This is a genomic window from Anaerorhabdus sp. (assembly GCF_036657415.1).
GTDB lineage: Bacteria > Bacillota_I > Bacilli_A > Erysipelotrichales > Erysipelotrichaceae > Anaerorhabdus.
On the sequence record NZ_JAVXGL010000023.1, the window covers coordinates 13,697 to 28,109 of the forward strand.

Here is a 14,413-nt window from a genome sequence, read left to right on the forward strand (position 1 = left end):
TTAATTTTCTGGGCGAAGTTGAATACGTTTTATTGCAATAGCTTTTCGTGTTGTTTCATCAACTTCAATAACTACACCACACAATAATCCATCACCTTTAGCAGGTGTATAATGCGTAAATTCACCATGAACTACATGACTTATAACTTCATCTTTATCTCTTCCGAGAATGCTGTCATAAGCACCACACATTCCTACATCTGTAATATATGCACTTCCTTGAACAACACATTCATCTGCCGTTTGCACATGGGTGTGTGTCCCAACCACGATTTGAACACGATTACGATAATGATGCCAAAATGTTTGTTTTTCAGCAGTCGCTTCACCATGCAAATCAACAAAGTAGATATCAGCCTTTACTCTACGGAGTAAATCATCCATACATTCATAGGGTGTTTTATCAACACGATCCATGAATACTTTCCCACACAAGTTAATAACCGCGATTTTCAAACCGCATACTTCTTTTACAAGATAACTTTTGCCAATATCCGTTGGTAATAAATTCATTGGTCGAATTAGATTTGGACAATCACCCATTGTTGTAAGTATTTCACCTTTTGAGAATGCATGATTACCTAAGGTAATTGCATCCACACCTAATGAAGTCAATTGATGAGCAATGCGGCTGGTAATTCCTTTACCGTGCGCCGCATTCTCTCCATTAATAATTGTGAAATCTATTTGTTCTTCCAATTGAATTGTCTTAAGATATTTTTCAAGAACTTGTCTACCGACAGATCCTACAACATCTCCTAAAAACAATATTTTCATTATTTCGCTAATTCATTAACACGTGTTTCACGAACCAATGTAACTTTGATTTGACCTGGATATGTCAATTCAGATTCAATCTTTTCACGGATATCTCTAGCAATTTTTATCATCTTAATATCATCTACTTTTTCAGGTTGTACAAGTACACGTACTTCACGTCCTGCTTGAATAGCAAATGATCGTTCAACACCTTCGAATCCATTCGCAAGTGTTTCTAGTTGTTCAAGACGATTAATATAGTTTTCCATTGACTCAAAACGAGCTCCTGGACGAGCAGCACTCAAAGCATCTGCTGCAGCTACTAAATTAGAAATTAAACCAATTGGTTCAACATCACCATGATGTGATTCAATTGCATTAATAACGATTTCATTTTCACCATATTTACGTGCAACTTTAGCACCAAGTTCCATATGTGAGCCATCTTGTTCAAAATCAAGTGCTTTACCAATATCGTGTAATAATCCTGCACGTTTAGCAAGTGCTTGGTTCAAACCAAGTTCAGCAGCCATAGTACCTGCGAAGTAAGCAACTTCAATACTATGTTGTAATACGTTTTGACCATAACTGTAACGGTATTTCAAACGTCCAATTAATCTAACGATTTCTTTATCAATCTTACCAATACCAAGCTTGAATACAGTGTCTTCACCTGTTTTTTGGATTATTTCATTCATTTCTTTTGTAACTTTGTTTACAACTTCTTCAATACGTCCTGGTTGAATACGTCCATCGCGTATTAATGTTTCAAGTGATAAACGGGCAATTTCTCTACGAATTGGGTCGAAACAGCTAATTGTAATTGTTTCTGGTGTATCATCAATAATTAAATCTACACCTGTAATTTGTTCAATAGCGCGAATATTACGTCCTTCACGACCAATGATTCTACCCTTCATTTCTTCACTTGGAAGTCCAACAACTGATACTGTACGTTCAATTGTTTCTTCTTGAGCATAGCGCTGAATAGCCAATGCTATAATATTCTTTGATTTGTCTGAAGCTTTTGATTTAGCTTCGTCTTCTTTATCACGAATATAAGCAGCAACCTCTTGTTCCATTCTCTTTTCTACAACTGACATCAATTCATTTTTAGCATCTTGTTCACTCATATGAGCAACTGTTTCTAATACAACGATTTGATGGTCAATTCTAGCTTGTAATTCTTTTTCCATTTTTTCTAGATTACTGAGTTTTTCGGCTACAAGTTGGTTTTTGTCATCAACTTGTTTCTCTTTAGCGAGCAAAGTCTCATCACGAAAATTCATGCTATCTTCACGACGTAGCAATTTATTTTCCATTTCTTGGATTTCTGCTTTTCTCTCTTTTAATTCTTTTTCAGCCTGCAATTTTAATTCGTAAACTTGTTGTTTACCATCTAATGCAGCTTGACGAAGAATACTTTCTGCCTTACTTGAAGATTCTTCTACAAGCAATTTAGCTTTTTGTTTTTCTCGATTTAAGCCTAATTTTCCTAGAGCAAACATAATTAGTATGCCTAGAAGTACCCCTATAATGCCAGATAAAATGGATGAACTATTAAATACCATAATAAATTCCTCCATTATTTTCCAAATTTGAAGTAAAACTTCATTATTATTATATATATAAAAGCATTTTTTCACAAGATAAAGCTATACTTATGCCCTTTTTTTCAGACTTTTACTAAAAAAACAAGATATTATTAACCTTGTTTTCTTTTTCTTTTAAACCACCAATAAACAATATACAATCCTACTAACGCCAAAATAATGACCATGATGTTCGTATATGTATCAAAAAAAGTCATAACTTCTTCCCAATTTGCACCTAACTGAACACCTAAGAATACCAATAATATGTTCCAGGCTAATGTTCCAATCGTTGTGAACAAAACGAATTCACCCATTGGCATTTTTGCCATTCCTGCTGGTATTGATATAATACTACGAATAACCGGTACACATCGACCAATTAAAGCACCGTATTTACCCTTTTTTTGAAACCAATTTAGAGTCTTATCTAAATCAGCTTTCTTAAATCCTAGCCAGTGTCCCCATTTACTTTCCATAAATTGTACAATTCTTTCTTCTGAAAAAATCGTACCAAAGTAATACAAGATAATTGCTCCAATTAATGCACCTATTGTTGCTGCTATTACAACTCCTACAGGAGTTAAATCAGACTTTGTTGTTAGAAATCCACTAAAAGTAAGAATTACTTCAGATGGAATTGGCGGGAAAATATTTTCAACCGCAATAAGAAATGCGATTCCTAAATAACCAAAACTATTTAAAATACTCAATAACCAAGCATTCATATTGTTACCTCACTTATAACAGTCTAACATGAGTAAAACTAAAATCAAGTAAAAAGGTGGTAAGCATTACCACCTTATCGATAGAAGAATAATCTATCCTCAATTGGATCAAATTCCTTTTCATCTGCAAGAGCACCTACTCCTCCAAATGGCATTTGTGCTAACAATTTCCAAGACTTTGGTAAATTGAAATATTCGTGAATCTTTTCATCAATTAAAGGATTATAGTGTTGTAAATTAGCTCCAATTCCTAATTCTTCTAAAGCTGTCCAAATTGCAAACTGTAACATTCCACTACTTTGGTTAGACCAAATCGGAAAATTATTTGCATAAAGTGGAAAACTTTCTTGCAACTCACTTACTTTATCCATATCTTCAAAATAAAGAATAGTACCATGCCCAGCAGCAAATCCAGCTACTTTATTATCTGTACCTTCCCATTTATCTTCTGGCACTTGTTTGTGTAACTCTTCCTTTACAATATCCCATATTTCTTGATGGTAGTTACCAAAAGCCACAACAACACGTGCAGTTTGTGAGTTAAATGCAGAAGGAACATTTAGTACTAATTCCTTAACTACATGTTCAACTCTATCATCACTTACTGGCATATCTTTATTAATTGCATATATTGATCTTCTATTTTTTATTGCTTCTATAAATTCCATAAAATCACATCCTCTCTTCATAATCATGGTTTTTATAATTTAACAATAACAAACTATATTTCAAACTCAAGGAAAGTGCTCACAAACTTTTAATATTAACATCTTGCATCATTTGTCATATTCTAACTTCGTTTTTTTCATTTATACTATAGAAAAGGAGATAAGAAGATGATTGAGAAATGTACATTTTGTGGCAGTGCTCATCTAGGTATTGCCTACCAACTTGGAAATGGGCAAGTTTATCCAGATGTTTATGCTTACCAATATCCAAACCGTGGTTCAAGTATCGAGCATATTATTTGTAAAGATTGTGGTGCTATTTTAATGAGCAGAGTAGTACATCCTGAACGTTTCCCAGCAGCTAACAGTGTGAAAATTGATGAACTTGAGGAAATAATTAATAAAACTGGTATTTTATTATGTAATGAAGATAAAGATATCCCTTCATTATCCAGCTTAGGTTATACAATGCCTGACATAATCGCCTTAATCCAGCATAAGAAAGTATTTTATTGTAAGCTATATAAGAAAAAATCAACCTATTTATCGGTTGATACATACTTGCATTTAAGACGTATTCTCCAACACCAACCTCTTACTGAATCTGAAATAATAATTTTAGACTTTATGAAAAACAAAGAATCTGTTGATAAAACTGAATTGAAAAATGCTTTATCTATTGAGAAAAAAGAGTTTGATAAAGCCTTTGATTCTCTATTGGAGAAGTGTTTAATCACAGCTATAGGAGGAAGAGAAATTAACCCTAACTGGTTTGAGTATTTATATTGTACAAGTGAGGTGTGGAAAAAGGGTATCGAAGGTCTTCATACAAAATCCAGCAGTAAAGAAATTTTATGGAATCGTTTTAAACCCTTCATGAATGAAAATCAATTTGAGAAGATGACAAAATAATAGAAATGCTTATTAATTAAAGCATTTCTATTTCTTTTTAATCAAAAATATTTTTTCGTCAAATTTACCGCGTTCATTACATTTCTTAATTCGCAAATTCTCTAGTTCCGTTTCAGAATACCCTTTAGTTTTCGCAAGAGCATATAGTACTTCCATAATGTCTGTAAGTTCTTCTACTTCTTCACTTTCAAGATATTCATTAACTTCTTCAACTAACTTTTTCTTTAATTCACAATTAAATTCTTCATCATTCAAAACACAAGTTACTGGTACTTCTTGTTGATTCATAATAATTTCCGGTATTTTATCACGAACTAATTTATTGTATTCCATATATTTCCTTTCATAGAAAAGGTGGAAGCATTTGCTCCACCTTAATTTTATTCTTCTTCTGCTACAGTAGCTTCAGGGGCATTGCTTCCTGTCGCAAATAATTTTTCTTTTAATGCAACCATAACTTCTTTTTCAATATCTGGATTAGCGATAAAGAATGCACGTACTGCTTCTTTTCCTTGACCAATCTTTTCACCTTTATAACTGAACCAAGCACCTGCTTTTTGAATGATATCAAAATCCGCAGACATTTGAATTAATTCAGCTTGACGTGATATACCTTCACCATACATCATTTCAACTGTAGCTACCTTGAATGGAGGTGCTACTTTATTTTTTACTACTTTAATATTTACTTTATTCCCAATTACATCTGTACCATTTTTGATTGCTTCACCACGTCTAACATCTAAACGAATTGATGAATAGAACTTAAGGGCACGACCTCCAGGTGTAGTTTCAGGATTTCCAAACATAATCCCTACTTTTTCACGCAATTGGTTAATAAAGATTGCTGTACAACTTGAACGATTCATTACACCGGCAAGTTTACGCATTGCTTTTGACATTAAACGAGCTTGTAACCCTACGTTTGCATCGCTCATTTCGCCATCTAATTCCGCTTGTGGTACAAGTGCCGCAACTGAGTCAATTACGATTAAATCAATTGCACCTGATTTAATTAATACTTCTGTAATTTCCAATGCTTGTTCACCAGAATCAGGTTGCGATAAAATTAATTCTTCAATGTTAACACCTAATGCTTTTGTATACATTGGATCAATTGCATTTTCAGCATCGATAAATGCTGCTCTTCCACCTGCTTTTTGACATTCTGCAATCGCATGTAATGCAATTGTTGTTTTACCTGAAGATTCAGGTCCATAAACTTCAACGATTCTTCCCTTTGGATATCCACCGATTCCCAAGGCATAGTCAAGGGCTATTGATCCACTACCAATCGCATCAACATCAACGTTTGCACGATCGCCTAATTTCATAATACTTCCTTTACCATATTGTTTTTCAATTTGTTTTAGTGCATCTTGTAATAATGCATCTTTATTAATTCCTTTTTCAGCCATTTTTAAACTCCTCTATTTATTTATAGTCAAAAACTATTTAATTCCTATTTACTTTCGAAAATATATTCTTTCATTTGATTAAAATACGATACTCCGCTTGCAAGTGAAACAAATGCTGCAAACCACAACACAAAATCAGAAACTGGTAAACGATAAATTTCAAAAGGCAAATTATTTAAAAGAATGAGGACCACACTCACCATTTGTAATACTGTCTTCACTTTTCCTAAATAACCAGCTGCAACGACTACACCATTTTGTGAGGCAATCATACGACAACCATCCACAATTGTATCTCTAAATACCATGATAAGTACTGGAACTACTGGAATAATACCTTGTGATGCAAAAAGTATAAACATTGTTGTCACAAGCAACTTATCTGCAATTGGATCGGCAAACTTACCAAAAGTTGTAATTAAATTTTTCTTTCTTGCAATAGCACCATCTAGAAAATCTGTAAAACTAGCCAATGCAAACATCACTAAACAAATTATATTCACAAGTGATATTGATACAAACCCTACATAGAACACTGGAATTTGTATATTAAACTGTGCATACGGAAATATCCAAACTAGCACAATAATAGGTATAAATAAAATACGTATAATCGTTAATCGATTAGGTAAATTCATATTCTCTTCTCCTTTTATCCTCTGCTTGAAATTATATCAAGTTTACAACAAATTGTAAAACAAAAGCGAAGAAAAAGAGACTTTTCAGTCTCTTAAATTTTCACACTCTGTAAGCCATGTTCTGTCCCCTTGCGGGTGGCAACCATTTATCTATACTTTGCAGTATCCTTTCATCTCTTCTTAATTAGATTTGAAAGATTCCCCTACCAAATTTGGGTTTCTCGCTTGTGGGGTTTATCTCGTTCCACTCTACTGGTTTCCCAGTAGACTTCGTCACTGTGACACTTTTAAAGGCTTTAACCATAGTTTCCCTTAGGTTATTGCTCAGCCGTTAGGTTCTTCACCTACCTAGCCTTATTCATTAAACTAGCACAAACACTACAGTCATCACAGACTGTGCGAGCATGGACTTTCCTCTAATATCTAAAATACCAGCGATTGCCCGAGCGTTAAATTTTATTCCTTATTGTAAACAACTTGTTCTAAACGTGAAAGACGTTTTAATATATCAAGCTGAGATACACTTTGTCCACCTTCATCTAAAACTCTTGCTTTACCTTCAAGTTCGATGATTTGAGCACGTAATGTTGCATTTACTTGTTCTAGTTCTGTAGCTCGTTCATGTAAAGTTCTTGCCAAATCTTGAAAAACTTCATAATCTTCTAGAACTAAATCCAAAAAGGAATCTACTTCAGTTGCACTGTATCCTTTAAAATCAACATTAAACTGCTTATCTAGGATTGTTTGAATATCTAGATTTAGTTTATTTGCCATAAAACTACCTCCATATGCTTTATTATGACAAACCAAAGACCATAAATCAATATATCTTCCAATTTTTGACTTCAAAATGTATAATAATACATGGTGATACTATGATACAATACCCTAATGGTAAGAAAATTAAATCAAATATTGATCGTACTCTTTCAGCGACAAATCGCGGAATGACTTTAGAGAATGATTTAAATCTTACTAATGAATACTATTTAGAACTAGGAATTGCTAATATTCACAAAAAACCAACACCAGTACAAATCGTAACTGTTGACTACCCTAAACGTAGCGCAGCTAAAATAACTGAAGCCTATTTTAAAGTACCTAGTACAACAGATTACAACGGTGTATATAAAGGAAAAGCTATTGATTTTGAAGCAAAAGAATGCTCAAGTAAAACATCTTTCCCTTTCGCAAGTATTCACCCTCATCAAATTCGACATTTAGAAAGTGTAATAAAACATGGTGCGATTGCTTTTATTATTATACGTTTCTCAAAAATGAATGAAACGTATTATGTTGATGCATCTAAACTTATTTGCAACTATTACGGTGAAAAACGCTCTTTACCTTATTCTTGGTTTCAAGAAGAAGGAATACTAATACCAATGGGTTTATGCCCTAGAATTGATTATCTTAAAATTATCGATCAATTTTATTTAGGAGGACAAAAATGAAACAGAAGAAAAATGCTTCAACACCCTCATCAAAAACAAAAAAGACAAATCGCAAAGTCAATAAACGTAATGTTGTTGCACTTGTAATTTCTATTATTGTTGCTTGTGAGATTATTGTTGGTTGTATAGGACTATTCGTATTAATCAATATGGTATCATCCTCACCAAAATTTGATATTAATCTTTATGACAGTAAAGAGTCATCTCAAATTTATGACCAAAATGGAGAATTAATCGCTGACGTTGGTAAACAAATCCGTTCAAACGTTACCTATGATCAATTGCCAACATCTTTAGTTGATGCCTTTGTAGCAATTGAAGACTCTCGTTTCTTTGGACATAGTGGATTTGATATCCCTCGTTTTGCAAAAGCAATGCTTGAAAACTTAGCTTCAATGAGTTTCTCTCAAGGTGGTTCAACATTATCAATGCAGCTAACCAAATCAACATACTTCATGGATGATGAAAGTGGAATTGGTGCACCGAAAAAGATTGAACGTAAAGTACAGGAAATTGCATTATCCTTGGAACTTGAAAGAAATACAAATAAAAAATCAATTATTGAAATGTATTTAAATAAATTGAACTTTGGTGGAACAGGTAATATTCGTGGAGTTCAAAAAGCAGCTAATTACTACTTCAACAAAGATGTTAGTGAACTTAATACTGCTGAATCTGCTATGCTTGCAGGAATCGTAAATGCTCCTAACTTATTCAATCCATTTAAATATTTAGATTATGCTACTAACCGTAGAAATACTGTTATCAATATGATGCTTCGTCATGGTTACTTAACTGAATCAGAAGCAGCTCTTGCTAAATCAATTAAAGTAGAAGATTTACTTGTTGATCCAAATGCAAAGCGTACTACAGATGATGCAACTTCAGAGTATGCATATCAATCTTATATTGATACGGTAGTTCGTGAAGTACAAGAACTTACTGGACTTGATCCTACTTCAACACCAATGAAAATCTATACTTATATGGACAAGAGCGTTCAAGCAGTTATGGATCAAATTCAATCTGACTCTTATGAAGGAATTGAATTCCCAGATGAATTAATGGAAATTGGTATGGTTTCTTTAAATAATCAAAATGGTCAAGTCATTGCCGTTGGTGGTGGACGTAACTATGGTCGTGGTGGTAGCTTATTGCTTAACCATGCAACCGATCAATATAAACAACCAGGATCAGCTGTAAAACCATTCTTAGATTATGCTCCTGCATTTGAGTATCTTGGTTGGTCAACAAGTCATGTTGTAACCGATAGACCTATCGCTTATCGTGGAACCAATAAAGTTATTAAGAACTTTGACGGCATATATCGTGGACAAGTTACACTTGAATATGCAGTTGGTAATTCATTAAATACACCTGCTTTACAAGCTCTACAAGATGTAATTGAAGCAATTGGCAGAGAAAAAGTAGTTGAATACTTACAAAATCTCGGTTTCTCAAAAGTAACAACTGATAACTTCGATGTCGGTTATGGTATCGGTGGATCAAGCTTCGAATGTAGTGTCTTCGAATTAGCTGCAGCACAAGCTGCTATGATGAATGGTGGAAATTACTACAAACCACATACTGTTCAACGAATTGAATTTGCTGATGGTCGTGAACCATTAGAACCTGTTTACACTGGAACACAAGTAATTAGCGCTGAAGCCGCTTATCAAACTGCAACATTAATGCAAGCTGCTGCAAGTCAAAATTATGGAAACTATATGCAAATTGTATCTAGAGGAAAAGATTATCCTATTTATGGTAAGACAGGAACTACCGACTGGGGTTCTGAAGGATTAGTCTTCAACATTCCTAAGGGAGCTGCCAAAGATAAATGGATGGTAACAGAAACCTCACAAGTGACCAACGTTGTATGGGTTGGTTATGAAAAAGGTGTTAAAGATAAAGATACTTACTTCTCAGGTACGAAAAGTAAAATGAATATCCCTGGTAAAATTAGTAAAGCATTAATGGATATTACAAGTGATGCTACAAAACCAGGACCAATTCCTCAACCAGAAGGTTTAGTTAGAATTGACCACATTTTGGGAACATGGCCATACGCTTCAGTAATTGCTGATATGGATCCAGCTTTCATTACAAGTGGATTAATTAAGAAAGAATTCGCAACACTAGTTGCTCCTGAATCTGCAAACGTTGAACAAATTAATGCATTCAATGCCAGTGGTGCTGCTGATGGAACAGTAAATCTATCTTGGGGTGCTTATCCAAATCCTGAACAACTTCAAGTTGCTTCAGATACAATGGATTTAAGTCTAAGTACTGGTAGTGTTCACGTTGAAGCTTGGGGCAAGAGAATCTTTGATTATACTTGGATTTTTGGACCTATTCGTTATAAAGCAAGAATTAGCGAAGGTGGAAACGTAATTAAAGAAATAACTAGTGAAACTGAAACTCATGCTGAAAAATTACAATTAAGTGGTGGTGACCATACACTTCAAGTATGTGGATTCTACGCATATGATTGGTTAGGAACACCAAGTAATGAAATATGTCAGGAAGTTAAGATCAATATTCCAATTGATATAACTACAAAAGAAGGATGTACTGCTGCTGGTAAATTCTGGTGGTCTACAACTAATACTTGTCTAGATAATGGACCTGATGAAACAACACAGGCTGGATGTAAAGAATTAGGCAAATATTGGTGGTCTACAAATACATGTAACGCTAATCCTGAACCTACCGCTACACCAGATACAAGTACTGAAGCTGGATGTACCCTTGCTGGTAAACATTGGTATAACAATACATGTAATGAAAAATCTCAACAAGCAGCTTGTGAAGCTAAGTCTGGTACATGGAACGATGCAACCAAGAAATGTACTGATGCTTCAGGTAATGAAATTACATTATTCATTCCTAGTCCTCAAAATAACGCTTTACAATCTTCAAGAAATTTATTTAATATCTAACAAAAAAAGAAATCAGTTCTATTGAATTGATTTCTTTTCTATTATCTACTTATTTAATTACTACCATGTTTTTCACATACGAATACTTGTAATGAAGTATCAAAATAAACAGTAGCACCATCAGGGCAAATACTTCCCTCAGCATTATTTAAAACTGTCGTGGCAACATTCCCGCTTGTGTAGGGTCTTAGTGCGAAATACTCACTGGTAAGAGCCTTCCTATGATCACTACAAACTTGTCCTTCACTTGAAGTAATTAACTTCATAACTTCTGGAGAAATAAGTAGTACCATGACAGCTAAGATGGCAATTACGACAACAATTTCAACTAAGGTAAATCCTTTTTTCATGTCTACTCAATTCCTTTCGCAGCCTTCGCTTTCTTGTCTGTACAAATTTGGACAAATGGACATTGATCACATTGTGGATTTCTAGCAGTGCAAAAATATCGGCCAAAGAAGATAAATAAATGATGAGCTCGATTCCACCTATCTTTATCAATTTTCTTCATTAACTTCTTTTCAACTTCTAAAACTGTATCATTCTTCTTGGCGAGATTTAATCGCTTTGAAATTCGTTCTACATGCGTATCTACTGCAATTGCCGGTAAGCCAAAACAAACTGACATGATTACATTTGCACTCTTACGACCTACCCCAGGAAGTGTAATTAGTTCATCCATCGTTTGTGGCATCTCACCATTAAACTCTGTGATTAATCCTTTCGCAAGACCTTGAATGCTTTTCGCTTTATTGCGATATAATCCTATTGTTTTAATACACTCTTCAATATCTTCTATATTTGCCTCTGCAAGTTTTTTAGGAGTTGAATACTTCTTAAATAATTTAGGGGTTACTTTATTTACAGAGACATCGGTTGTTTGTGCCGATAAAACAACTGCAACCGCAAGTTCAAATGCATTCTTATGAATTAACTCGCATTCAGCATTTGGATACATTTCTTCCAAAATATCTAAAATTTCATTCGCTTTCAACTTTTTTCCCCTCTTCTATCATTTTTACGGTGACTCCTTTTTCATTCCATGTTTGAAGAATTTTTGTAATATAGTTAAAATTAACTTTTTGATACATTGATGCTTCTTTCAATGCGTATACAATTAACTTAGAATCCATTGTTTTAACTAGATCACTTAATTTCATCATTTCGGAATTACTTAACGGTCTACCAAATTCTTCCTCAAACAATTCAAATAATGAAGAATTCAAGGCACTTTGTGTTCTTGAAACCTCAGTATCAAATAAACCATCTAATATAAAAGAAACTTTTTTATTCGTTGCACGAATTTCTAAATATTTTTTTGCAACTAAAATACTTAATACTTTATCGATTTCATCTTGATCACAACCAGTTTTCTTAGCTAAAATATCAATTGTAATCGGCAATTGATTTATATTAAAAAAGTCAATTAACAATACAATTAATGCTTCTTGCATCGATAATCCAAGCAATTCCAAGTTATCAAGCACCCAATCACGGTGATTTACGTAGTTTTGTTTATACCATTTCATGCATTTACCTCTTTTATTATTATAACGATTTTACCTCAAAATTGCACTCTTTAAAAAAAAATGATATAGTATTAAAACCGAGGTGATTAAAGACATGATAAAGAAGATATTAATTTCATTTATGTCCCTATGTTTCGTCGTAAGTATGTTTCTAGCATTCTATTGTTTCTTTAAACCTAGTGAAGCAGATACAACCGCAGTTTTAAGAGCAACTCCAATAATGATTATCCCTTATGGAACATTATCTGATTATTTAACAACTAGTGGAGACTCATCGACACACTATTTATTCTTCTGTAGATTTGATAGTGATGATTGTAATTACGTGCAAGATACTGTTATGAAATCATTAGACGCTGAACAAGGTAGTAATTTATTTGATATTATTGAATATGTAGATGTAAGTGAACTAGAAAATAACTTAACAATCAATCAACTTAAAGATGATTGGGGATTTAATACTTATCCTGCTTTTGTAGCAATTTCAAATAATAGTGGCGAACTAAAAGTTGAAAATTATTTGCAATGGGATAGTGAAAATCCAATGAGTACACGTGAACTAAAACAATGGATGGTTGACAATAAAATTTGGTCAGGACTATTCGAAGAAAAAGATGAAGTAGTATTAATGCCATAAAGAAGCTTATGCTTCTTTTTTTATTTATTCGCAAACAAAAAGAAAGCATAAGCTTTCTTTATTTTGAATAATTTATAATGAACCTTTCACACCAAAGTGCACTTCTTGCGGATGCCTTAATAGCATACTCTTCAAATGTCATTTCATTGTTTTCTTTATGTGTGATATCTGATAATGAACGAATAATTACAAATGGACAATTATACTGTCTGCATACTTGTGCAATTGCTGCACCTTCCATTTCAGCACATAAAGCTCCTGGATAATCAGTTTGAATACGTTGAATTTGATCTTCACGATAAATAAAACAATCACCTGTTGCGATATTACCAAACCAAACACGCTCTTTTGAATCTTTGGTAATTTCTTTAAGTACTTCTAGCATTGCTTTATCAGCTTGATAACAAGTTTTATCTTGATCAAATCCTTTAGGCCAATCATTATCTGGTACATCAATATCATGGTGTACTACTCTTTCCGAAATAACAACATCTAAGACTTCTTGTCTTGGATCTAATCCGCCTGCTGTACCAATATTGATTACACCATCTATATCAAAATGTTCAAATAAAATTGTTGTACTAATCGCGGCAGCAACTTTCGCAACCCCACTTTTCATAACCACACATTCAATTCCTGCTAATTTTCCTTCATAAAAATCAACATTACTAATAACCTTTTTTTCAATATCCGTCATTCGTTTTAAAATTTCTTCAACTTCCAATGACATAGCTCCGATAAACGCTAACATACTTTCCTCCTTGCGACAATGAAATACTTTTCGCCTTCACATACTCCATCATGTTCAAAATCAGTAATAACTTTACAATCAAATCCTAAATTTTCTAATTCTGGTAATATTTCTTCAAGTGTAAATACTGTCTGTATATGTTGTTCTTGTAATATTTTATCTTCTTCATAAAATGAGAAATGTTGATAAATCTTATTCTCATCGCTTTGAATTGTCCATTGATAAGGAACTTCAAGCATTCCCTCTTCAATATATAATTCTTTAAATTCATCAAGACGATCAATTGAATGCATATCAAATAAAAATACACCATCATCCTTTAAACATGATTTCACACTTTCAAACATAGAACGCACTTCATCCATTGATGATAAATAATTAATAC

The 14,413-nt window shown here is 33.4% G+C and carries 16 protein-coding genes, 1 other RNA gene and 1 pseudogene; 4 read left to right on the top strand and 14 right to left on the bottom strand.

The window, feature by feature from the left end:
* The 4 genes from RSB60_RS04985 to RSB60_RS05000 form a co-directional block, all read right to left on the bottom strand.
* A complete protein-coding gene (locus RSB60_RS04985; RefSeq protein ID WP_323382687.1) occupies window positions 1-777 on the bottom strand; it encodes a TIGR00282 family metallophosphoesterase in 777 nt (258 codons plus the stop codon).
* Window positions 777-2,330 (bottom strand): ribonuclease Y, encoded by a 1,554-nt coding sequence (rny, locus tag RSB60_RS04990; RefSeq protein ID WP_332614910.1) that lies wholly within the window; start codon window positions 2,328-2,330, stop codon window positions 777-779. Before rny ends, RSB60_RS04985 begins: the two co-directional genes overlap by 1 nt.
* A 134-nt stretch (window positions 2,331-2,464) precedes the next feature.
* Window positions 2,465-3,079 carry a DedA family protein gene (locus tag RSB60_RS04995; protein WP_323382689.1) on the bottom strand — a complete coding sequence of 205 codons (615 nt, stop codon included), beginning with the start codon at window positions 3,077-3,079 and terminating at the stop codon, window positions 2,465-2,467.
* A gap of 74 nt (window positions 3,080-3,153) precedes the next feature.
* Complete coding sequence (locus RSB60_RS05000) at window positions 3,154-3,747, bottom strand: nitroreductase family protein (protein ID WP_323382690.1); 594 nt, start codon at window positions 3,745-3,747, stop codon at window positions 3,154-3,156.
* 168 nt (window positions 3,748-3,915) lie between these two features.
* Between RSB60_RS05000 and RSB60_RS05005 the strand changes: the two genes are divergently transcribed.
* The gene (locus RSB60_RS05005; RefSeq protein WP_332614912.1) at window positions 3,916-4,659 is read left to right on the top strand and encodes an AlkZ-related protein; all 744 of its coding nucleotides are present in this window, start codon (window positions 3,916-3,918) and stop codon (window positions 4,657-4,659) included.
* A gap of 27 nt (window positions 4,660-4,686) precedes the next feature.
* Here the strand turns inward: RSB60_RS05005 and RSB60_RS05010 are convergent, their stop codons facing one another.
* From RSB60_RS05010 to RSB60_RS05030, 5 genes are all read right to left on the bottom strand, one after another.
* Window positions 4,687-4,992, bottom strand: coding sequence for a nucleoside triphosphate pyrophosphohydrolase (locus RSB60_RS05010; protein ID WP_323382692.1), 306 nt, complete (start codon window positions 4,990-4,992; stop codon window positions 4,687-4,689).
* Between the two features lie 47 nt (window positions 4,993-5,039).
* Window positions 5,040-6,077 carry a recombinase RecA gene (recA, locus tag RSB60_RS05015; RefSeq protein ID WP_323382693.1) on the bottom strand — a complete coding sequence of 346 codons (1,038 nt, stop codon included), beginning with the start codon at window positions 6,075-6,077 and terminating at the stop codon, window positions 5,040-5,042.
* Window positions 6,078-6,121: 44 nt separating this feature from the next.
* Entirely contained in the window at window positions 6,122-6,715 is a 594-nt protein-coding gene (gene pgsA / locus RSB60_RS05020; protein WP_323382694.1) for a CDP-diacylglycerol--glycerol-3-phosphate 3-phosphatidyltransferase, read from the bottom strand.
* Window positions 6,716-6,820: 105 nt separating this feature from the next.
* Window positions 6,821-7,165: RNase P RNA component class B (gene rnpB, locus RSB60_RS05025), an RNA gene on the bottom strand.
* A 6-nt stretch (window positions 7,166-7,171) separates the two neighbouring features.
* Window positions 7,172-7,489, bottom strand: a complete 318-nt coding sequence (locus tag RSB60_RS05030) for a DivIVA domain-containing protein (RefSeq protein WP_323382695.1) — start codon at window positions 7,487-7,489, stop codon at window positions 7,172-7,174.
* Between the two features lie 101 nt (window positions 7,490-7,590).
* On the opposite strand from RSB60_RS05030, the gene recU reads away from it, so the two are divergent.
* Window positions 7,591-8,169 carry a Holliday junction resolvase RecU gene (gene recU, locus RSB60_RS05035; RefSeq protein ID WP_332614915.1) on the top strand — a complete coding sequence of 193 codons (579 nt, stop codon included), beginning with the start codon at window positions 7,591-7,593 and terminating at the stop codon, window positions 8,167-8,169.
* Window positions 8,166-11,111, top strand: a complete 2,946-nt coding sequence (locus RSB60_RS05040) for a transglycosylase domain-containing protein (RefSeq protein WP_332614917.1) — start codon at window positions 8,166-8,168, stop codon at window positions 11,109-11,111. Before recU ends, RSB60_RS05040 begins: the two co-directional genes overlap by 4 nt.
* Window positions 11,112-11,164: 53 nt before the next feature.
* On the opposite strand, the gene RSB60_RS05045 is transcribed toward RSB60_RS05040, so the two are convergent.
* The 3 genes from RSB60_RS05045 to RSB60_RS05055 are packed head-to-tail and all read right to left on the bottom strand — an operon-like array spanning window position 11,165 to window position 12,640.
* Complete coding sequence (locus tag RSB60_RS05045) at window positions 11,165-11,461, bottom strand: type II secretion system protein (protein ID WP_332614919.1); 297 nt, start codon at window positions 11,459-11,461, stop codon at window positions 11,165-11,167.
* Between the two features lie 2 nt (window positions 11,462-11,463).
* Window positions 11,464-12,105, bottom strand: a complete 642-nt coding sequence (nth, locus tag RSB60_RS05050; protein WP_332614921.1) for an endonuclease III — start codon at window positions 12,103-12,105, stop codon at window positions 11,464-11,466.
* Entirely contained in the window at window positions 12,092-12,640 is a 549-nt protein-coding gene (locus RSB60_RS05055) for a DnaD domain-containing protein (protein ID WP_332614923.1), read from the bottom strand. Before RSB60_RS05055 ends, nth begins: the two co-directional genes overlap by 14 nt.
* Before the next feature lie 94 nt (window positions 12,641-12,734).
* On the opposite strand from RSB60_RS05055, the gene RSB60_RS05060 reads away from it, so the two are divergent.
* The gene (locus RSB60_RS05060) at window positions 12,735-13,277 is read left to right on the top strand and encodes a hypothetical protein (protein WP_323382701.1); all 543 of its coding nucleotides are present in this window, start codon (window positions 12,735-12,737) and stop codon (window positions 13,275-13,277) included.
* 58 nt (window positions 13,278-13,335) lie between these two features.
* Here the strand turns inward: RSB60_RS05060 and RSB60_RS05065 are convergent, their stop codons facing one another.
* Both RSB60_RS05065 and RSB60_RS05070 read right to left on the bottom strand, forming a co-directional pair.
* Entirely contained in the window at window positions 13,336-14,028 is a 693-nt protein-coding gene (locus RSB60_RS05065) for a 5'-methylthioadenosine/adenosylhomocysteine nucleosidase (protein ID WP_332490901.1), read from the bottom strand.
* Window positions 14,022-14,413 (bottom strand): annotated as a pseudogene (locus tag RSB60_RS05070) (class I SAM-dependent DNA methyltransferase); the annotation flags it as partial. The gene RSB60_RS05065 and the pseudogene RSB60_RS05070, both read right to left, overlap by 7 nt.